Below are 20,305 nucleotides of genomic sequence, written 5' to 3'. Positions count from 1 at the left end.
GGCGTTTTTTTGCGTGTAGCCTTTTTGTAGCCATTTGTAGCAGCAACCTTCATAACCGGTTCGTTTAAGGCTAGTCTGCGGACATCTGCAACGCCGCCAACAGCAATTCGAACAAGAGCCGGCCATGACTGATCTGTCCCCACTTCCGGGTCCCGCAAGCGTTGCCATCGCGGCACTGGACGGGCGTTTTTTCCGCCCGCCGCTGCCCGACGGCTACGTCTTGCGACCACGCCTTTGCGAGCGCCTGCAGGCCGGGCTCGGTGGGCGTCTGTTGCTGGTCAGTGCTCCCGCCGGGTTTGGCAAGAGCTCGCTGGCGGTGGAGTTCTGTCAGAGTCTGCCGGCACACTGGCAAAGCCTTTGGCTGGGCCTGAGTCCTCGCGACAGCGACCCGGGGCGCTTTCTCGAACGTCTGCTCGAAGGCTTGCAGGACTACTTTCCGCAGCTGGGCAGTCGCGCACTCGGCCTGCTGAAAATGCGCCAACGCCATCAGCCCTTTGCCTTCGAAGAATGGCTCGACGGCTTGCTCGATGAACTGACCCTGCACCTCGATCCCGGCGCGCCACTGCTGTTGGTGCTCGACGATTACCATCTTGCGCAAGGCCCGGTGCTCGATCGCTGCCTGCAGTTTTTCCTCAACCATTTGCCCGATGGCTTGCTGGTCATGGTCACCAGTCGCCAGCGCCCGGACTGGCATCTGGCGCGCTTGCGTCTGTCACGGCAGTTGCTGGAGTTACATGAAGCGGATCTGCGCCTGACTCACGACGAAGCCCTGACCTTGCTCGATCGCCACAGCAGTTCGCTGCGCGGTGAAGCGCTGGAAAACCTGATCCAGCGCAGCGAAGGCTGGGTCGCCGGTTTGCGGTTCTGGCTGCTCGCGGTGTCTGAGGCCGGCAGCGATGCGGCGCTACCGCAGGCGTTGAACGGTGGGGAAGGGCTGATCCGCGACTATCTGCTGGAAGAGGTCATCGATTGCCTGCCGGCCGAGGTGCAAGCCTTTCTGTACGACACCGCCCCCCAGGAACGCTTTTGCAGCGAGTTGTGCGACGCCGTTCGCGAAGCCCACGACAGCGCCGAGATCCTGCGTTTCCTGTTGGCCCATCAGGTCTTTCTGGTGCCGCTGGACGAGCACGGTCACTGGTATCGTTATCACCATTTATTTTCGGATTTGTTGCGCAGTCGGCCGATTGCTCAGGCGATGGTGCCGACTGCAACGCTGCACCTGCGTGCCTGTCGCTGGTTCAACGCACAAGGGCTGCTGGATGAAGCCGTGGAGCAGGCGTTGCGTGCCGGTCACCTGGATGTCGCGGCAAATCTGGTACAGAACCTCTCGGAGGAGCAACTGCTGGCCGAGCAAAACGTCGGCATGTTGCTGCGCTGGAAAATGGACCTGCCAGACAGCCTGTTGATCAGCACGCCGCGCTTGATCGTGCTGTACAGCTGGGCGCTGGGGCTGGCCTGTCAGCTGGATGCCGCCGAAGAGTTGTCCAGTCACCTGAGCCGCTTCCTGCCGGCGCCTTCCGCTACTGCGCAAAAGTCGATGCTGGCGCAATGGCTGGCGTTGAGCGGGATCATCGCTCGAGGGCGTGGGCATCGTGAGCTGACGATCAGATATTGCACCGAGGCCCTGGAAAGCCTGCCGGCCAAACGTTATGGCCAACGGCTGATGTGTCTATCGACCTTGTCCAATCTGGCAATTGCCGATGGCGATCTGTGGCGCGCACGCGGTCTTAACCGCGAATCCCTGGAGCTGGCGCAGCGAGTCGGCAATCCGTTGTTCGAAGCTTTGGCCCATTACGACCGTGCACGGGTGTTGCAATCGCGTGGCGAAATCCTGCGCGCACTCGATGAAGTCCATCAGGGCCTGGGGCGACTGCGTGGTTTGTCGCCACAACGTCTGTACGCGGTGCGCGCTCGGCTGACGTTGTATGAGGGTTTTCTGTTGGCCATGCGCTTGCAGCCTCAGGCGGCACGCGTGCGGTTGTTGGCCGGGATCAGCGAGGCACGAGCCTGTCGCGATATCAGCGTATTGATCGGCCATTGTGTCATCGCTCGTCTGGACGGCAGCAGTGGCGAATTCGCCAAGGCTTTTGCCGAACTCGCCGAAGCCGAACGCCTGATGCACATCTGGGACGTGCCGCCGATCTATTATCTGGCGATGATCACGCTGGTCAAATGTGAACTGTGGCTGGCGCAGGGTCGCACCGATCTGGCCGAGGCATGGCTGGCGCGGTTGGGCCAGACCTACACCGGCGAACGCGCCGCTGCGCCGCCGGAGTTCCATCCACAACTGCCGCTGCATGTGGAACTGCAACAGGCTTTGCTCGACCTGAATCAGGGCCAACCGATGCTCGCCGAAGGGCGTTTGAACGTCTTGCATGAAAACGGCCAGCAAACCGGCCGGCAGTTGCTCAGTGTGATGGCGTTGACGCAGAAGGTGGCGCTGTTGCTGGCAGGCGGTCGAGAGACAGAAGCCCGCAAGGCATTGGGTCAGGCGCTGGAAGCAGCCGCCGGAGGCGTGCTGCAGCCGTTCGATGCCTTGATGAAGGGGCACGAGAATTGGCTGCGAAGCCAATTGCAGACTTCGCCGGCGCTCACAGGACAGCAACTGCTTGAACACTTCCCGCCAGCGACGTCTCGCCCGGCTGTGGATTGCGCAGTGGCTGAGCAACTCAGCAGCCGCGAACTGGCGGTACTACGCCTGATCGCCCAAGGCTGTTCGAATCAGCAGATCAGTGAACAGTTGTTTATCTCTTTGCACACCGTGAAAACCCACGCCAGCCACATCAACAGCAAGTTGGGGGTCGAGCGGCGCACGCAAGCGGTGGCCCGGGCGAAAGAATTGGGGGTGTTGCAGTAACCTTAGCTGGATGCCTCTGGCGCAAGGCGAACCTTGGGCCAGAGGTTGTCGATCACTTCGCTTCGTCAGCGTCCACGCCCTTTATCGACCCCTCACGTTCAAGAATCGACATCAGGCCCAAGGCGCAATCATCGGTAGTTTTGCTGGCGATGGACTGTTGCAGGTTCTCGCTCAGCACAGCTTTGAATTTTCTCCCAGGCAACGTCGCATTCCACCCCAGCAGTGTCTTGACTGCCGGTGCGGGTGCTCCGCTGGATTTTTGATAAAGGCTTTCTGCGCTGCCGTCACTCATGATCGCAAAGCCGGTTGGCGTGTCGATGTGGCCGCGGTACAACCGTAGCTTCGATATCGCTTTAGGGTCAGTCAGAAACCAGGTGGTATTGGCGTATTCACCGTTTTCTGGAGGCGAGAGAGTCTGGAGTTGCCCGTCCGAATCAATGCTTGCGATGACACCATCGCCCAAGTGCCCGGCCATGTAGCGACCCTGCGAGTAAGCAACGAACGACAGGGTGCACGCCAGATCGTTGATGTCGCCGCCGTGCTTGGCGGATTTGCGTCTGAATGCGTCCAGACAGCGATTGACCAGACGCTGGGCTGCCTTCGCATGGATTTTTTCCATATTCTGCCAAAGGCTTTCAAAATTCTTGCAGACGTAGGCGAGTGTCGCGGTGACCGCGACCTGGGCGCCGATGTCCGACCGGGCTCTGGAGCCCGCACCGTCAGCCAGGGCTATGCAGGTCACGCCGTTGGACTCTCTTGCCGCGACATAGTCCTGGCAAGGTGTTTGAGTTTTCAGGTGCGAGCGCCCAGCGACCGACGCGAAAGCGGTTTTACAGGTGAAGTCCGGGAGGTCAGACATGGCTCAGACCTGTCCCCAGGCTTCGATGCCTTTGATATCCAGTGGCACTGCGTCACCGGGTGTCGACTGTGAGGCACGGGAAACACTTTTGCTCAGCCAGGCAAAAAACTCGTTGAAGCGCAGGCCTTTGAGGCGCAGTGGCGGGCGTGACGGCGAGAATCGAGCCAGCGATTCTACGTTCGCGGCTTTACCGATTGCGATGGGGAACACGGTCAGTTTGCGTTTGCTGATCATGTCGCTGACGCGAGTGGCTGCTTCGCTAATGTCATCGGTCGGCTCGCCATCCGTCATGAGAACCATCCACGGCTGAAAGTAATCCACGCCAGCCTGTTGATAATCCTCTTTGCGCGCTTCCAGCAAATCCAGAGCGATGCCCACGGCGTGCCCCATCGGGGTCATGCCGGACGCGACCAGCGGCGGCACGTCCTGACGGCTGATGGAGCCGAAATCCATCACTTTCTGCGCTGTTCCGCCAAAAGTCACGATGCAGATTTCAGCGGCATGTTGCGCTATTTCATCGTCCTTGATTGCTTCGAAAAACTGCTGAACGCCCGAGTGCAGTTCTGCAATAGGCTCGCCTTCCATTGATCCGCTGACATCCAGCACGAGGCAGACGGGTACGCGTGTGGTCGGGTTCTCAGCAAGTTCTTCCTGACTGAGGAGATAGTTGTCTGGCATGGAATTGTCCTTGTGGGGTGAGCGTTACAGCCAACGCTTCAAGAGTCGTTTGAACCAGCGCAAAACGATGTTTTGCGGATTGCTCGCGTGCACTGGCAATGGTCGATAGGGTTGCGGTCGAGCGGACGTCGGTTGCTGCGGCGGCTTTGCCGCTGTCGGGCGAGCGGTCGCAGGTGCAGCCGCGGGCGCAGGACGGTTCGGTGCCGGTGCCGCCACTTTGGGAGGCGGGGGCGGCGTTGGTCGAGGCGCGATGGGCGCCGGAGGTGGCGCCGCACGCTGGCCGGCCTGCTCGATTTTCTTTTGGCTCTCACTGGCCAGCTTTTTCAGTTTCGCTGTTTTCTGGCAGTCCGAGCATATGGTCGGCTTGCCTGCCGCCTTCATTTTTTCAAACCAGTCCTTGGCCACCTTGTGGGGCTTTTTGCAACTGCCACAGACATCTTCAACGGGATCTTTGATATGAAACGCGGCAGGAAACAAATCATCGCAATGTTTGCCTTTGCGTAACCCTTCGCCGTACTGAGTCAGCAGTTTCAGCCAGTCATCGATGGGGCGTCGTTGATTGTCTTCGAAAGTATTGCTGAATGCCTGTTTGAGCGGATACGGCAAATGACTCCAGATATGCTGCCAGACGCCCACCGGCGCGACGCTTGCCCGGCCGATGCCGCTGCCCTTTTTGAATCGGTACGGGAAGTTCATGTTCTTGATGTTGTCGGAAGCCGTTCCGCCACCCTGTTGAGAATAGGGTGGTTTGCCCGGCAGCAGGATCATGAACAGCATGGTGGCGATGGCGAACAGCTCGTGATTTTTTGTGCGCAGGTAGTCGCCGTATTTTTCGTCCTGGATTTCCGGCGCGGTGAACGGCACCGTGCCCACTTCGCAGGGGAAATGTGCAATCTGGAAGCTGTCGGTATCGACCATCCAGACCTTGTTGCTGTCTGCCGTCACAAGCAGGTTCATCGGATTGATGTCGCCCACGATGATATTCAGCGAGTGCAGATAGTGCACCTGTTTCAAAAAGGCGCTCGCGACATTCACCAGGTCACGCCGTGTCCATTTCGAGAAGGTCTTCAGCAGTACCTGTTTGACGAATACCGTGCTGTGAAGTGTTCTGCCATCCGCGCGAGGCATGACATAACCGACGAACTCCTTTTGCGCATTGAACACCAGCTCGGTCGGCCAGCAAATGCCGGGTTCGACGATTTTACGCGTCACCATCAGGCTGATTTTTTCGCGGCGCCGGGTCGTGAGTTTTTCAATGTGATAGATCTTGCAGACTTCTGCGTTGCCAGCCACGGCATGGATCGTTCCTTCTCCGCCGGCGCTGATGGCTTTATCCAGGGTCAATTGACGACCGCTCGAGGTGATTACCACCGAGCCTTCCGCGACACGTTCACCTTGGTTGCGAATAACCATGTCGGCAGTGAGGAGCGGAGTTGCCGGCATGTCGAAAGGCACGATCGGTGCAGGTGCAGGTGCAGGTGCAGGTGCAGGTGCAGGTGCACTTTTAGGTGGTGGCGAGGGTGCAGGTCCGGTCCAGCGCTGGGCTCTGGCCTGCGCTGCTTTGCACTGCGCGAGCTGCGATTCGTCGCATGTCAGTAGCAGCAGATCGTAATGGCGGCACAAGTCGACGACTTCTCCCGACGGGCTTTGCTCCGGCGGCGCGGTCGTGCGTTTGAGCGCGAAGATCGCTTGGCCATTGAACGAGCATTCGGCCAGCAGATCGCCGGGATGCAGCGCTGTACCTTTAGGGAGCGCACGGTGCGGCCGAGACGGTTTGCCGATGAAGTAGCGAAAAAAATCCCGTGCGTTGCGGTGGACCTGCTCGTTTCCCTCGGTCAGGGACTGAAGCTTCAGAAGATCGGAATGGGCGATAAAAGGCAAACCATTCCTGGCGCGAATGCGGTTGATAATGTCCGGGTCCAGAAAAAGGACGCTTTTATCGACGAGCACGTGTTCCATAGAGTGGGGCATTGGCTTCCTGCCGTCTTGTTTCAAAATTGGCACGGCGCGAGGATACCCCATCAATTTTGCGCATCACAACCGCAGTGGCACGCCTTGGCATCAGGATCAAAACCATGCAAACCCCGAACACAGCGCTCATCCGCGAAACCTTTCCCGTCGGCCCGCTCCAGTGCAACTGCACCATCATCGGCGACCCGATCAGCAAAAAAGCCATCGTCGTCGACCCCGGTGGCAATCCTGACCTGATCATGGCGCGCCTTGATGCGCATGGCCTGAAAGTCGTCAGCATTATTCACACCCACGCGCATCTCGATCACTTCCTCGCTTCCGGGCAGATGAAGGAAAAAACCGGCGCGACCCTGCATTTGCACAAGGAAGACCAGTTCTTTTGGGACAACCTCGAAATGCAGTGCCAGATGTTCGGTGTGCCGTACACACCGGTGCCATCGCCAGATCGCTGGTTGAGTGACGATGAGGAACTGGCCTGCGGTTGCGGTGTTGCCCTGCACACGCCGGGACATACACCCGGTTCCATGAGCTTTTGGTTTTCCGAGGCTAAGCTGTTGATAGCCGGCGACACGTTGTTTCGTCGCGGCGTAGGGCGCACGGATTTATGGGGCGGCGATCAGGCGACCATCGTGCGTTCGATCAAGCAGCGGCTGTACACCTTGGACGAGGACGCGACCGTGATTACCGGACACGGGCCGGATACGCGCCTGGGTGATGAAATGCGCGAAAACCCGTTTGTACGCGCCTGAATATTTTGTCACGAGTGCCCGGCGGAATTTTTGTGCATTGTCATGATCCAACGCCCGCACAAGTCCATTAACCCAGTGGCCGCTGCACCACAGAATGCGAAAAACCAGGAGCTCTCCATGTTCACCACGCGTCGTTTGATTATTGTCGCTACTGCCGTGGCCTTGCTGTCCGGCTGCGCCTCGCCTAACCCGTATGACAATCAGGGCCAGGCCGACGGTGGCTCCCAAGGAATGAGCAAAACCGCCAAATACGGCGGCCTCGGTGCACTCGCCGGCGCACTGGCCGGTGCCGCCATCGGTCACGACAACCGCGGCAAAGGTGCCTTGATCGGTGCGGCGGTGGTGGGTGCGTCCGCCGCCGGTTACGGTTATTACGCCGACCAGCAAGAAAAGAAACTGCGCGCGAGCATGGCCAACACTGGCGTTGAAGTGCAGCGCCAAGGCGATCAGATCAAACTGATCATGCCGGGCAACATCACCTTCGCTACCGATTCGGCGAACATCGCGTCCAGCTTCTACCAGCCGCTGAACAACCTGGCCAACTCGTTGAAAGAATTCAACCAGAACCAGATCGAAATTGTCGGCTACACCGACAGTACCGGCAGCCGCCAGCACAACATGGACCTGTCCCAGCGTCGTGCGCAGAGCGTGGCGACTTACCTGACTTCGCAAGGTGTCAGCGGCGCCAACCTGTCGGCCCGTGGCGCCGGTCCGGATAACCCGATTGCCAGCAACGGTGATGTGAATGGGCGGGCGCAGAACCGTCGGGTTGAAGTCAACCTGAAGGCGATCCCGGGCCAGCAGTATGGTGGTCAGCAGCAACAGCAGCCGGGTACGGTTCAGCAGTATCCGTAAGCGCTTGTCAGAATGAAAAAAATGCCCGGTCCTGTGATCGGGCATTTTTTTGTCTGGCCTGTGCCGGCCCCTTCGCGAGCAAGCTCGCTCCCACAGGGTTAGGTGTGGAACACAACTTTTGTGTACATCATCAATTCCTGTGGGAGCGAGCTTGCTCGCGAAGGGGGCATAACAATCAGGCACAAATCATCGGATACAAAAAAGCCCTCGGATACATCACTGTCCGGGGGCTTTTTGTTTTCAGCGAAGACTGATTACTTCTTCAGACCATAATGCTCATCGAGCATGCCCGGCGAGTTCGGGGTCTTCGGTGCGTAGTCGCGCGGCGGCTCCTGATCGCGCGGTGGCGTCAGGCGTTCGCGTGGCGCGACTGCCGCGTCAGCGTGCAGGGCAGCGATCAGGCGCTGGCGGGTCTGCTCGTCCAGGGCCAGACGATTGGCGCCCTCGGCGAGATGATCCTGTACTTCCTGATAGCTCTGGGTCAGCTTCTTGACCAGCATCGCGGTGCTGTTGAAGTGAGTGACCACCTCGTTTTGATAACTGTCGAAACGCTCCTGGATATCATCCAGTTGACGCTGCGTACGGCTCGGCGCGGCGTTCGGCGCAACGCGCGCGATCAGGAATCCAATGGCGACACCCACAACCAGGGCAAGAGTCGGTAACAACCAAACTAAGAGCGAGTGTTCCACGAGTCCTTCCTCTATAAACGGCTTTGCTTTACGTTAACGGCTCGAACCTGCGCTGTATACCGCGATTCACTCGCAATAGATTGGCACAGACAATTTGCTAGACGAGTCGACCCGATTCGAGGTCACGGAGTTCCTTCCTTGCTGATGCGTGAAACCCCTGTAGTGATTGACGGCCCGGTGGGTCAACTTGAGTCTCTGTACCTGGATAACGAGCAGCCAATCGGCATCGCGCTGATCTGCCATCCGAACCCGGTGCAGGGCGGCACCATGCTCAACAAGGTCGTCTCGACCCTGCAGCGCACCGCGCGCGACGCGGGCTTGATTACCTTGCGCTTCAACTATCGCGGCGTTGGCGCCAGCGAAGGCGCGCACGATATGGGCACCGGTGAAGTCGACGACGCCCAGGCGGCGGCCAAGTGGCTGCGGGAAAAACACCCGAATCTGCCGCTGACCCTGTTCGGTTTCTCCTTCGGCGGATTTGTTGCAGCAAGTCTCGGCGGTCGACTCGAAGCGCAGGGCGTGCAGCTCAAGCACCTGTTCATGGTCGCGCCGGCGGTGATGCGTCTGGGCGAGCAGGATCAACTGCCGCAGCACGGCGAACTCACCGTGATCCAGCCGGAAACCGACGAAGTCATCGACCCGCAACTGGTCTACGCCTGGTCGGAAAAACTCCAGCGCCCCCATGAGCTGCTGAAAGTGGCAGAATGCGGACACTTTTTTCATGGCAAGTTGACCGATCTCAAGGATCTGCTCCTGCCGCGTCTCTCGAATTGATTGCAGTCTGACAAGCGATTACCCATGACGAACCGTACCCGCATCCTCACCGGCATCACTACCACCGGCACGCCGCACCTGGGCAACTACGCCGGCGCCATCCGCCCGGCGATCCTCGCCAGCCGCGACAGCAATGCCGATTCGTTCTATTTCCTGGCCGACTACCACGCCCTGATCAAATGCGATGACCCGCTGCGCATCCAGCGCTCGCGTCTGGAAATCGCCGCGACCTGGCTGGCCGGTGGCCTCGATGTCGACCGCGTGACCTTCTACCGCCAGTCCGACATCCCGGAAATCCCTGAGCTGACCTGGCTGCTGACCTGCGTCGCCGCCAAAGGCCTGCTCAACCGCGCGCACGCCTACAAGGCCTCGGTGGACAAGAACGTCGAAACCGGTGAAGACCCGGATGCCGGCATCACCATGGGCCTCTACAGCTATCCGGTGCTGATGGCGGCGGACATCCTGATGTTCAACGCGCATAAAGTGCCGGTCGGTCGTGACCAGATTCAGCACGTGGAAATGGCCCGTGATATCGGCCAGCGCTTCAACCACTTGTTCGGTCAGGGCAAAGAATTTTTCACCATGCCTGAAGCACTGATCGAGGAAAGCGTGGCGACGTTGCCAGGCCTCGACGGTCGCAAGATGTCGAAGAGCTACGACAACACCATTCCGCTGTTCTCCAGCGCCAAAGAGATGAAGGATGCGATCTCGCGGATCGTCACCGACTCCAAAGCGCCAGGCGAGGCCAAGGATCCGGACAACTCGCACCTGTTCACCCTGTTCCAGGCCTTCGCCACACCGGCGCAGGCTGATGAGTTCCGCAGCGAACTGCTCGGTGGTCTGGGGTGGGGCGAGGCGAAGAACCGTCTGTTCCAGTTGCTCGACAACGAACTGGGTGAAGCGCGCGACAAGTATCACCAGTTGATCGAGCGCCCGGCAGACCTGGAAGACATCCTGCAAATCGGCGCCAAGAAGGCCCGTGCCGTGGCGACGCCGTTCCTCAATGAATTGCGTGAAGCGGTTGGCCTGCGTTCTTTCGTCAATCAGGTGCAAGTCGCCGCGACGACCAAGAAGAAGGCCGCGAAAGCCGCGCGTTTCGTCAGCTTCCGTGAAGACGACGGCAGCTTCCGTTTCCGTCTGCTGGCGGCCGATGGCGAGCAATTGCTGCTGTCGCGCAACTTCGCCGACGGCAAAACCGCAGGCCAGGTGACCAAACAGCTGCAATCCGGCCAGCCGCTGGACGTGCGCAGCGAAGACCTGAGCTTCAGCGTCTGGCTGGAAGGCGAGTGCATTGGCGACAGCCCGGCATTCGCCGACGCTGCTGCGCGAGATGCGGCCATCGAGGCTCTGCGCGTCGCGCTGACCCCGGTTCAGGACTAATCGGCGGCACGGTCCGACCAAGGGCCGATTGCCATTCCCACGGGCCGTCGCTACAGTGACGGCCCGTTTTTGTTGCCTTGCTAACGAATTATGACGCCCCTAGAACGATACCAAGCTGATCTGAAACGCCCGGACTTCTTCCATGACGCCGCGCAGGAAACTGCTGTGCGTCATTTGCAGCGTCTGTACGAGGATCTGATCGCCGCCGATCAGAACAAGCCGGGTCTGCTGAGCAAACTGTTCGGCAAAAAGGATCAGACGCCGGTCAAGGGCCTGTATTTCTGGGGCGGCGTGGGTCGCGGCAAGACTTACCTGGTCGACACCTTCTTCGAAGCACTGCCGTTCAAGGAAAAGACCCGCACTCACTTCCACCGCTTCATGAAGCGTGTGCACGAAGAAATGAAAACCCTCGGCGGCGAGAAAAACCCGCTGACCATCATCGCCAAGCGCTTTGCGACTGAGTCGCGGGTGATCTGCTTCGATGAGTTCTTCGTCTCCGACATCACCGACGCGATGATCCTCGGCACGCTGATGGAAGAACTGTTCAAGAACGGCGTGACCCTGGTCGCGACCTCGAACATCGTTCCGGACGGCCTGTACAAGGACGGTCTGCAACGTGCGCGTTTCCTGCCAGCGATTGCGCTGATCAAGCAGAATACCGAGATCGTCAACGTCGACAGCGGCGTCGACTACCGCCTGCGTCACCTCGAACAAGCCGAGCTGTTCCACTATCCGCTCGACGAAGCTGCTCACGAAAGTCTGCGCAAGAGCTTCAAGGCGCTGACGCCGGAATGCACTGCTGCGGTCGAAAACGATGTGCTGATGATCGAAAACCGCGAAATCCGTGCCCTGCGTACGTGCGACGACGTGGCGTGGTTCGACTTCCGTGAGCTGTGCGACGGCCCGCGTAGCCAGAACGACTACATCGAACTGGGCAAGATCTTCCACGCCGTGCTGCTAAGCGGTGTCGAGCAGATGAGCGTCACCACTGACGACATTGCGCGCCGCTTCATCAACATGGTCGACGAGTTCTACGACCGTAACGTGAAGCTGATCATTTCGGCTGAAGTCGAGTTGAAGGATCTGTACACCGGCGGCCGTTTGAACTTCGAATTCCAGCGTACGCTGAGCCGTCTGCTGGAGATGCAGTCGCACGAATTCCTGTCGCGGGCGCACAAGCCTTAAGCAGAATCACGAAACAAAAAAGGGCCTGCAATTGCAGGCCCTTTTTATTTGCACTGAACATCCCCTGTGGGAGCGAGCCTGCTCGCGAAGACGGTGTGTCAGCCAGTAATCTTGTTGAATGTGAAACCGAATTCGCGAGCAGGCTCGCTCCCACAGGAGGACTGCGCTGTTCTGGGAAGGCTACGCCGCCTGCTGAAACTGCTGTCGATACTGATTCGGCGACAACTCGGTGTGCTGGCGGAACAGCCGCGCAAAGAAGCTCGCATCGTCGTAACCGACCTCATAACTGATGGTCTTGATGCTCTTGCGGCTGCCGGACAGCAAACCTTTCGCGGTTTCGATACGCAGGCGTTGCAGGTAATGCAATGGCTTGTCACCGGTGGCGGTCTGGAAGCGGCGCATGAAGTTGCGGATGCTCATGCCGTGCTCGCGTGCGACGTCTTCGAAGCGGAACTTGTCGGCGAAATGCTCTTCGAGCCAGTGCTGGATCTGCAGGATAATCACGTCCTGATGCAGCTTCTGCCCACCGAAACCGATGCGTCCCGGCGCATAGCTGCGCTGCACTTCATAGAGAATGTCGCGGGCCACGGCTTGCGCGACGTTGGCCCCACAGAAACGCTCGATCAAGTAGATGTATAGATCGCAGGCTGACGTGGTACCGCCGGCGCAATACAAGTTGTCGGCATCGGTCAGGTGCTTGTCCTGATTGAGATAGACCTTGGGAAAGCGCTCGGCGAATGCATTGAAGAAACGCCAGTAGGTGGTCGCTTCCTTGCCGTTGAGCAGGCCGGCCTCGGCCAGCCAGAACACCCCGGTGGCTTCGCCGCACAACACCGCGCCACGAGCGTGCTGTTCACGCAGCCAGGGCAACACTTGCGGATAACGGCCGCACAGCGTGTCGAAATCGTCCCAGAACGCCGGGAGGATAATGACGTCGGCGTTTTCCAGGCCACCGTCGACCGGCATTACCACGTCACTGAAGCTGTTCACCGGTTTGCCGTCGGGGCTGACCAGGCGTGTTTCAAACGCCGGTGTCAGGCCGTGACCCAGTTGTTTGCCATAACGCAGGCTGGCCAGATGGAAGAAATCCTTGGCTTGCATGAGAGTGGAGGCGAAAACCCGGTCGATTGCCAGGATGCTGACGCGCCGCAAGGGCGTGGAGACTTGCTTGGACATAATTCAACTTTTGTTTTGTTTTTATAAGGGAAAGTGGTCACCAGACGGCTGGATCGTCTTATTTTTTGTCGGATGTGTCCAGTGTCCTGTGTCAGAGGGGAGGCTTAGTCTCTGAAGGCCATCTCCCGCCAACAACAAAGAAAGGTGCCGCATGATCCCCAGAACCTTGTTCAGCTCCGAGCACGAATTGTTTCGCGACAGCGTCCGCACCTTCCTCGAAAAAGAGGCGGTGCCGTTCCATGCGCAATGGGAGAAACAAGGCCATATCGACCGCAAACTGTGGAACAAGGCCGGGGAGGCGGGGATGCTCTGCTCGCACCTGCCGGAAGAATACGGCGGCCTGGGGGCGGACTTTCTCTACAGTGCGGTGGTGATCGAGGAGGTCGGGCGACTGGGCCTGACCGGCATCGGCTTCTCGCTGCATTCGGACATTGTCGCGCCGTACATTTTGCATTACGGCAGCGAGGCGCTGAAGCACAAATACCTGCCGAAACTGGTTTCGGGCGAGATGGTCACGGCCATCGCCATGACCGAGCCGGGGGCGGGTTCCGATCTGCAAGGTGTGAAGACCACCGCTGTGCTGGACGGTGACGACTATGTGATCAACGGTTCGAAAACCTTCATTACCAACGGCTTTCTCGCGGATCTGGTGATCGTGGTGGCCAAGACCGACCCAAAGGCCGGCGCCAAGGGCACCAGCCTGTTTCTGGTGGAAGCGGGTACGCCGGGTTTCGATAAGGGCAAGCGCCTTGAGAAGGTTGGCATGAAGGCGCAGGACACGTCGGAATTGTTTTTCCAGGACGTGCGCGTGCCGAAAGAAAACCTGCTGGGGCAGGCCGGGGCCGGGTTTGCTTATCTGATGCAGGAATTGCCTCAGGAACGTCTGACGGTGGCGATCGGTGGCCTGGCTTCAGCTGAAGCTGCGTTGCAATGGACGCTTGATTACACCCGCGATCGCAAGGCCTTCGGCAAAGCCATTGCCGACTTCCAGAACACCCGCTTCAAGCTGGCCGAGATGGCCACGGAAATTCAGATCGGCCGAGTGTTCGTCGATAAATGTCTGGAGCTGCACCTGCAAGGCAAGCTCGACGTGCCGACGGCGGCGATGGCGAAATACTGGGGCACCGATCTGCAATGCAAGGTGCTCGACGAGTGCGTGCAGTTGCATGGCGGTTACGGCTTCATGTGGGAGTACCCGGTGGCCCGGGCGTGGGCGGATGCGCGGGTGCAGCGGATCTATGCTGGCACCAATGAAATCATGAAGGAGATTATTGCGCGGTCGCTTTGAAATTCTGGTGACTGTCAGACCGCTATCGCGAGCAGGCTCACTCCTACAGGGGATCACCGTACCTGTGGGAGCAAGCCTGCTCGCGAAGCTTTTAGCGGTAAATCAAGGCGCTGGGTTCGGGTGATCCTTGTGAATCGCCTCGATCCCTGCCAGCACTTCATCGGAAAGTTTCAGATCAAAACTGGCAATGTTGCTGTCCAGTTGCTCAAGCGTCGTCGCGCCAATGATGTTACTCGTGACGAATGGTTGCTGAGTGACGAACGCCAATGCCATCTGCGCCGGGTCCAGACCGTGCTCCCGGGCCAGCGCGACATAACGGCTGCACGCTGCTTCCGACTGCGCATTGAAATAGCGGCTGAAGCGACTGTAGAGGCTCAGGCGACCTTTCGGTGGACGAGCGCCGCCTTCGTATTTACCTGACAGGAAACCAAACGCCAACGGCGAATAGGCGAGCAGGCCGCACTGTTCGCGGATGGCGATTTCCGCCAGGCCCACTTCAAAACTGCGGTTGAGCAGGTTGTAGGGGTTCTGGATCGACACCGCGCGCGGCCAGCCACGCGCTTCGGCCAAGGCCAGAAAACGCATGGTGCCCCACGGGGTTTCGTTGGACAGGCCGATGTGGCGGATCTTGCCGGCCTTCACTTGCTCGTCGAGTGCTTCGAGAGTGTCTTCGAGCGGGGTCAGGTTGGCTTCGATCTTGTGCTTGTAACCCAGTTGTCCGAAAAAGTTGGTGCTGCGTTCCGGCCAGTGCAATTGATACAGGTCGATGTAATCGGTCTGCAGGCGCTCGAGGCTGGCGTCCACCGCTGCGGTGATGTGCTGGCGGTTATGGCGCAGGTTTTTGTCGCGGATGTAGTCGATGGTGTTGCCGGGGCCGGCGATCTTGCTGGCGAGGATCCAGTCGGCGCGGTCGCCGCGACTTTTGAAGTAATTGCCGATATAGCGCTCGGTGGTGGCGTAGGTTTCGGCTTTCGGCGGCACCGGGTACATCTCGGCGGTGTCGATGAAATTGATCCCGGCTTCTTTGGCCCGTTCAATCTGCGCGAAGGCTTCAACTTCAGTGTTTTGCTCGCCCCAGGTCATGGTGCCGAGGCAGATTGCACTCACGTTCAGGTCGGTACGGCCTAGCTGGCGATAGTCCATCGGGTGCTCCTTGGGCAAAACAATCATAAAAGCAGGTTGAAATATTTTTCGCAATCTGCATAATTGCCGACCTCTTTCTGCAGTGGAAGTGATGCGCCGCCGCCGAAGAATCTTGCCGTTGAACGGACGCGCCGACCCGAGCCCCCGAAAGCGTCTGTATCCGGCTGCCTTTGACTTGTCAAAGTACGCACTATTCAGTAAGATCCGCCGTCTAATTTACAGGGCGGCCCCTGAGGCTATAAAGAATGAAAACTTTTACTGCTAAACCGGAAACAGTAAAGCGCGACTGGTTTGTCGTCGACGCTGCTGGTCAGACCCTGGGTCGTCTGGCCACCGAAATCGCGAGCCGTCTGCGTGGCAAGCACAAGCCTGAGTACACTCCTCACGTTGACACCGGCGACTACATCGTCGTAATCAACGCCGAGCAGATTCGTGTTACCGGTGCTAAAACCACTGACAAAATGTACTACTCCCACTCCGGTTTCCCGGGCGGCATCAAGTCGATCAACTTTGAAAAGCTGATCGCTAAAGCCCCTGAGCGCGTGATCGAGACCGCGGTTAAAGGCATGCTGCCTAAAAACCCACTGGGTCGCGACATGTACCGTAAGCTGAAAGTCTATGCGGGCGCTGCACACCCACATACTGCTCAGCAGCCCCAAGAACTGAAGTTTTAACGGAATAGTACATTATGTCGGCGACTCAAAATTACGGCACTGGCCGTCGCAAGACCGCAACCGCACGCGTTTTCCTGCGTCCGGGTACTGGTAACATCTCCATCAACAACCGTTCGCTGGAAAACTTCTTCGGCCGTGAAACTGCCCGCATGGTAGTTCGCCAGCCGCTGGAGCTGACTGAGACTGTCGAGAAGTTCGACATCTACGTCACCGTGATCGGCGGTGGTGTAAGTGGTCAAGCTGGCGCAATCCGCCACGGCATCACTCGCGCTCTGATGGACTACGACGAAACCCTGCGTGGCGCTCTGCGCAAAGCTGGCTTCGTTACTCGCGACGCCCGTGAAGTTGAACGTAAGAAAGTTGGTCTGCGTAAAGCGCGTAAGCGTCCGCAGTACTCGAAGCGTTAATTCCGCTTCCGCGTTCAAAAAGAACGCCCGCCTCCTCACGGAAGCGGGCGTTTTTTTATGCCTGTGATTTATCAAAGAATTGCGCTGCGACAACTTGCCACTTCCGTAGACCCCCTATACTGCAAGGCTTGAGGGTAAGAGCTCCGGGTAATTCCCTTGTCAGAATTGGGGCTTTTCATTACCATTCGGCAAAATTTTTATAAGTAACATTGATTTATTTAGTAGATGCCTGATTTAACAGGCCACAAAAGCTGATGGGAGAGGACTGAATGAGCAATGACGGCGTGAATGCAGGCCGGCGTCGCTTCTTGGTAGCAGCCACATCCGTGGTGGGTGCTGCAGGAGCGGTGGGGGCTGCGGTCCCGTTCGTGGGGTCATGGTTTCCCAGTGCCAAGGCGAAAGCCGCCGGTGCACCGGTGAAAGTGAATGTCAGCAAAATCGAGCCAGGACAGCAGATGATTGCTGAATGGCGCGGCCAGCCGGTGTTCATTGTCCGCCGTACTGCGGAAATCCTGGGGAATCTCAAGAAGATCGAGGGCCAGCTCTCCGATCCAACCTCCAAAAACTCCACGCAACCCACCTATGTCGACCCTGAAGTGCGTTCGATCAAGCCGGAAATTCTGCTGCTGATCGGGATCTGCACGCACCTGGGTTGCTCACCAACTTTCCGTCCCGAAGTGGCACCTGCAGATCTCGGCAAGGACTGGGTCGGTGGCTATTTCTGCCCTTGCCACGGTTCCCATTACGATCTGGCTGGCCGCGTCTACAAGTCGCAACCTGCGCCTTTGAACCTGCCAGTTCCCCCGCATTCCTATGAGACCGATGACCTGATTGTCATCGGCGTCGATACGGAGAAAGCGTGATGAGCAAGTTCATGGATTGGGTTGATGCGCGCTTTCCTGCGACCAAAATGTGGGAAGACCATCTCAGCAAGTATTACGCTCCAAAAAACTTCAACTTCTTCTATTTCTTCGGCTCTCTGGCGCTGCTGGTGCTGGTCAACCAGCTCGTCACCGGCGTCTGGCTGACGATGAGCTACACGCCATCGGCAGAAGAGGCTTTTGCGTCTGTCGAAGGCATCATGCGTGACGTCAATCACGGCTCGATTTTGCGCCTGCTGCACGCTGTCGGCGCTTCGATGTTCTTCATCGTGGTGTATCTGCACATGTTCCGGGGCCTGCTTTACGGCTCGTACCAGAAACCGCGCGAGCTGGTCTGGGTGTTCGGCATGCTGATTTACCTGGCGCTGATGGCCGAGGCATTCATGGGTTATCTGCTGCCGTGGGGCCAGATGTCCTACTGGGGTGCCCAAGTGATCATCTCGCTGTTCGGTGCGATTCCGGTGATCGGTAACGACCTGACCCAGTGGATTCGTGGTGATTACCTGATCTCCGGAATCACTCTGAACCGCTTCTTCGCCTTGCATGTCGTGGCTCTGCCGATCGTGATTCTCGGTCTGGTGGTACTGCACATTCTGGCGTTGCACGAAGTCGGTTCGAACAACCCTGACGGCGTCGACATCAAGAAGCACAAAGATGAAAACGGCATCCCGCTGGACGGCATTGCTTTCCACCCGTACTACACCGTGAAAGACATTGTCGGTGTCGTGGTGTTCCTGTTTATCTTCTGCTTTATTGTGTTCTTCTTCCCGGAAATGGGTGGCTATTTCCTCGAAAAGCCAAACTTCGAGCCGGCCAACCCGTTCAAGACGCCTGAGCATATCGCGCCGGTCTGGTACTTCACGCCGTTCTACGCGATCCTGCGAGCAATCCCTGACAAGCTCATGGGCGTTATTGCCATGGGCGCTTCAATTGCTTTCCTGTTTGTCCTGCCGTGGCTCGATCGCAGTCCGGTCAAATCCATGCGCTATAAAGGCTGGATGAGCAAAGTCTGGCTCGTCATATTCTGCGTTTGCTTTGTGCTGCTTGGCTGGACTGGCGTGAAAGCTCCGACGCCGTCTCTGACGTTGCTGTCGCAGGTCTGCACCTTCCTGTACTTCGCCTACTTCATCCTGATGCCGTTCTACACCAGGCTCGAGAAGACCAAACCGGTTCCGGAAAGGGTGACTGGCTGATGAAAAAGTTATTTTTTGCTCTGATTTTTGCTGCTCTGCCTGTTCTGTCCTTCGCCGCTGAACACGGTGGTCCGGAGCTGGAAAAGGTCGACATCGACGTTTCCGACAACGCTGCGCTGCAGGATGGCGCACGTACCTTTGCCAACTATTGCATGGGTTGCCACAGTGCCAAGTTCCAGCGTTACGAGCGGGTGGCCGATGATTTGGGCATTCCTCACGAAATGATGCTGGAGAAGCTGGTGTTCACTGGCGCCAAGATTGGCGATCACATGAACATCGGCATGCAGCCGGCAGACGCCAAGACCTGGTTTGGTGCCGCACCACCGGATCTGACCCTGGTCGCTCGCGTACGCGGCACCGACTGGCTCTACGGTTACCTGAAGTCGTTCTACGAAGATCCTGCACGTCCATGGGGCGTGAACAACAAGGTTTTCCCGAACGTCGGCATGCCTAACGTGCTGGTCGGCCTGCAAGGTCGTCAAGTCGTGGGTTGCAAACAGGTGCAGATCGTCGAAGACGGCAAGAAGCAATATGATCCGCTGACCGGTACGCCTCTGACTCATGAAGCGTGCGATCAGCTGACCATCGTGCCGAAAACCGGTGCTCTGAACGAAGAGCAGTTCGATGAGAAGGTCAAGAATCTGGTAACCTTCCTGGCTTACTCGGCTAACCCGGTTAAGCTGCAACATCAGCGCATCGGTACTTATGTCTTGCTGTACCTGGCGTTCTTCTTTGTGTTCGCCTACCTGCTCAAGCGTGAATACTGGAAAGACGTGCACTGATACGCTTCAAGCATTGCTGTTAATCGCGCGCGCCCAAGGGCGCCTCCGATAGCGCAACGTCTGGTTTGCCAGGTGTTGCCGGAGGCGCCCTCTGGGCGCGCGCGTTTTTCCGGTTCCGATAATTTCAACAAGCGAGGAGGATCGCCATGGGCGTGACCAATCGGTTGGCCTGTTACTCCGACCCCGCCGACCACTATTCCCACCGAGTGCGCATCGTGCTTGCAGAGAAGGGTGTCAGCGCCGAGATCATTTATGTGGAAGCTGGTCGCCAGCCGCCTAAACTGATCGAGGTAAACCCTTACGGCAGTCTGCCGACGCTGGTCGATCGTGACCTGGCGTTGTGGGAGTCGACCGTGGTGATGGAATATCTGGATGAGCGTTACCCGCACCCGCCATTGATGCCGGTTTATCCGGTGGCGCGTGCCAACAGCCGTTTGCTGATTCATCGAATTCAGCGCGACTGGTGTGGTCTGGTGGATCTGATTCTGGATCCCAAGTCCAAGGAGGCCGCGCGTGTCGTGGCGCGCAAGGAATTGCGTGAAAGCCTGACGGGCGTGTCGCCGCTGTTTGCCGACAAGCCGTTTTTCCTCAGTGAGGAACAAAGTCTGGTGGATTGCTGCCTATTGCCAATACTCTGGCGTTTGCCGATTCTGGGTATTGAACTGCCGCGGCCAGCCAAGCCGCTGCTTGATTATATGGAGCGCTCGTTTGCGCGTGAGGCTTTCCAGGCGAGTCTGTCTGGTGTCGAACGCGATATGCGCTAA

19 protein-coding genes are annotated in these 20,305 nt (G+C 58.3%); 13 read left to right on the top strand and 6 right to left on the bottom strand.

What is annotated here, in order from left to right:
- Window positions 1–124: 124 nt before the first annotated feature.
- The gene (locus tag CLU80_RS08125) at window positions 125–2,857 is read left to right on the top strand and encodes a winged helix-turn-helix domain-containing protein (RefSeq protein WP_099757153.1); all 2,733 of its coding nucleotides are present in this window, start codon (window positions 125–127) and stop codon (window positions 2,855–2,857) included.
- Between the two features lie 52 nt (window positions 2,858–2,909).
- Here the strand turns inward: CLU80_RS08125 and CLU80_RS08120 are convergent, their stop codons facing one another.
- From CLU80_RS08120 to CLU80_RS08110, 3 genes are read right to left on the bottom strand one after another with little or no spacing between them, the layout of a single operon-like run.
- Window positions 2,910–3,716, bottom strand: coding sequence for a PP2C family serine/threonine-protein phosphatase (locus CLU80_RS08120; protein ID WP_099757152.1), 807 nt, complete (start codon window positions 3,714–3,716; stop codon window positions 2,910–2,912).
- Between the two features lie 3 nt (window positions 3,717–3,719).
- Complete coding sequence (locus CLU80_RS08115) at window positions 3,720–4,394, bottom strand: vWA domain-containing protein (RefSeq protein WP_099757151.1); 675 nt, start codon at window positions 4,392–4,394, stop codon at window positions 3,720–3,722.
- Window positions 4,395–4,418: 24 nt separating this feature from the next.
- A complete protein-coding gene (locus CLU80_RS08110) occupies window positions 4,419–6,353 on the bottom strand; it encodes a protein kinase domain-containing protein (RefSeq protein ID WP_286079716.1) in 1,935 nt (644 codons plus the stop codon).
- A 116-nt stretch (window positions 6,354–6,469) separates the two neighbouring features.
- On the opposite strand from CLU80_RS08110, the gene CLU80_RS08105 reads away from it, so the two are divergent.
- Together CLU80_RS08105 and CLU80_RS08100 are read left to right on the top strand one after the other, a co-directional pair.
- Window positions 6,470–7,114, top strand: coding sequence for an MBL fold metallo-hydrolase (locus CLU80_RS08105; RefSeq protein ID WP_099757149.1), 645 nt, complete (start codon window positions 6,470–6,472; stop codon window positions 7,112–7,114).
- A gap of 117 nt (window positions 7,115–7,231) precedes the next feature.
- Window positions 7,232–7,969 carry a YiaD family glycine zipper/OmpA-like lipoprotein gene (locus CLU80_RS08100; RefSeq protein ID WP_099757148.1) on the top strand — a complete coding sequence of 246 codons (738 nt, stop codon included), beginning with the start codon at window positions 7,232–7,234 and terminating at the stop codon, window positions 7,967–7,969.
- Between the two features lie 254 nt (window positions 7,970–8,223).
- Here the strand turns inward: CLU80_RS08100 and CLU80_RS08095 are convergent, their stop codons facing one another.
- Complete coding sequence (locus CLU80_RS08095) at window positions 8,224–8,658, bottom strand: Z-ring associated ZapG family protein (RefSeq protein WP_007917055.1); 435 nt, start codon at window positions 8,656–8,658, stop codon at window positions 8,224–8,226.
- 144 nt (window positions 8,659–8,802) lie between these two features.
- Between CLU80_RS08095 and CLU80_RS08090 the strand changes: the two genes are divergently transcribed.
- From CLU80_RS08090 to zapE, 3 genes are all read left to right on the top strand, one after another.
- Window positions 8,803–9,432, top strand: a complete 630-nt coding sequence (locus tag CLU80_RS08090; RefSeq protein ID WP_099759358.1) for an alpha/beta hydrolase — start codon at window positions 8,803–8,805, stop codon at window positions 9,430–9,432.
- 24 nt (window positions 9,433–9,456) lie between these two features.
- Window positions 9,457–10,812: a tryptophan--tRNA ligase gene (locus tag CLU80_RS08085; RefSeq protein ID WP_099757147.1), complete on the top strand. Its 1,356-nt coding sequence runs from the start codon at window positions 9,457–9,459 to the stop codon at window positions 10,810–10,812.
- Window positions 10,813–10,902: 90 nt separating this feature from the next.
- A complete protein-coding gene (gene zapE / locus CLU80_RS08080; RefSeq protein WP_034156483.1) occupies window positions 10,903–11,997 on the top strand; it encodes a cell division protein ZapE in 1,095 nt (364 codons plus the stop codon).
- A 180-nt stretch (window positions 11,998–12,177) separates the two neighbouring features.
- On the opposite strand, the gene CLU80_RS08075 is transcribed toward zapE, so the two are convergent.
- Window positions 12,178–13,074: a GlxA family transcriptional regulator gene (locus CLU80_RS08075; protein ID WP_175555647.1), complete on the bottom strand. Its 897-nt coding sequence runs from the start codon at window positions 13,072–13,074 to the stop codon at window positions 12,178–12,180.
- Window positions 13,075–13,324: 250 nt separating this feature from the next.
- On the opposite strand from CLU80_RS08075, the gene CLU80_RS08070 reads away from it, so the two are divergent.
- On the top strand, window positions 13,325–14,461 hold the full coding sequence (locus CLU80_RS08070; protein ID WP_099757146.1) for an acyl-CoA dehydrogenase family protein: 1,137 nt from the start codon (window positions 13,325–13,327) through the stop codon (window positions 14,459–14,461).
- 102 nt (window positions 14,462–14,563) lie between these two features.
- Here CLU80_RS08070 and CLU80_RS08065 read toward each other — a convergent pair whose 3' ends face one another.
- Entirely contained in the window at window positions 14,564–15,604 is a 1,041-nt protein-coding gene (locus CLU80_RS08065) for an NADP(H)-dependent aldo-keto reductase (RefSeq protein WP_099757145.1), read from the bottom strand.
- A 245-nt stretch (window positions 15,605–15,849) separates the two neighbouring features.
- On the opposite strand from CLU80_RS08065, the gene rplM reads away from it, so the two are divergent.
- The 6 genes from rplM to CLU80_RS08035 all read left to right on the top strand — a co-directional run bounded on the left by rplM (window position 15,850) and on the right by CLU80_RS08035 (window position 20,305).
- Window positions 15,850–16,278, top strand: coding sequence for a 50S ribosomal protein L13 (gene rplM, locus CLU80_RS08060; protein ID WP_007917032.1), 429 nt, complete (start codon window positions 15,850–15,852; stop codon window positions 16,276–16,278).
- A gap of 14 nt (window positions 16,279–16,292) precedes the next feature.
- Window positions 16,293–16,685 carry a 30S ribosomal protein S9 gene (gene rpsI / locus CLU80_RS08055; protein WP_008080273.1) on the top strand — a complete coding sequence of 131 codons (393 nt, stop codon included), beginning with the start codon at window positions 16,293–16,295 and terminating at the stop codon, window positions 16,683–16,685.
- 269 nt (window positions 16,686–16,954) lie between these two features.
- Entirely contained in the window at window positions 16,955–17,548 is a 594-nt protein-coding gene (gene petA, locus CLU80_RS08050) for a ubiquinol-cytochrome c reductase iron-sulfur subunit (protein WP_003228055.1), read from the top strand.
- On the top strand, window positions 17,548–18,759 hold the full coding sequence (locus tag CLU80_RS08045; protein WP_093430693.1) for a cytochrome b: 1,212 nt from the start codon (window positions 17,548–17,550) through the stop codon (window positions 18,757–18,759). The genes petA and CLU80_RS08045 overlap by 1 nt, the downstream gene beginning before the upstream one ends.
- A complete protein-coding gene (locus CLU80_RS08040) occupies window positions 18,759–19,541 on the top strand; it encodes a cytochrome c1 (RefSeq protein ID WP_093430692.1) in 783 nt (260 codons plus the stop codon). The genes CLU80_RS08045 and CLU80_RS08040 overlap by 1 nt, the downstream gene beginning before the upstream one ends.
- A 146-nt stretch (window positions 19,542–19,687) precedes the next feature.
- A complete protein-coding gene (locus CLU80_RS08035; protein WP_007917025.1) occupies window positions 19,688–20,305 on the top strand; it encodes a glutathione S-transferase N-terminal domain-containing protein in 618 nt (205 codons plus the stop codon).

Source organism: Pseudomonas sp. 29, assembly GCF_002754355.1.
GTDB lineage: Bacteria > Pseudomonadota > Gammaproteobacteria > Pseudomonadales > Pseudomonadaceae > Aquipseudomonas > Aquipseudomonas neuropathica.
The sequence above is the reverse complement of the archived record's forward strand: the minus strand, read 5'-3'. Positions and strand labels throughout refer to the sequence as shown.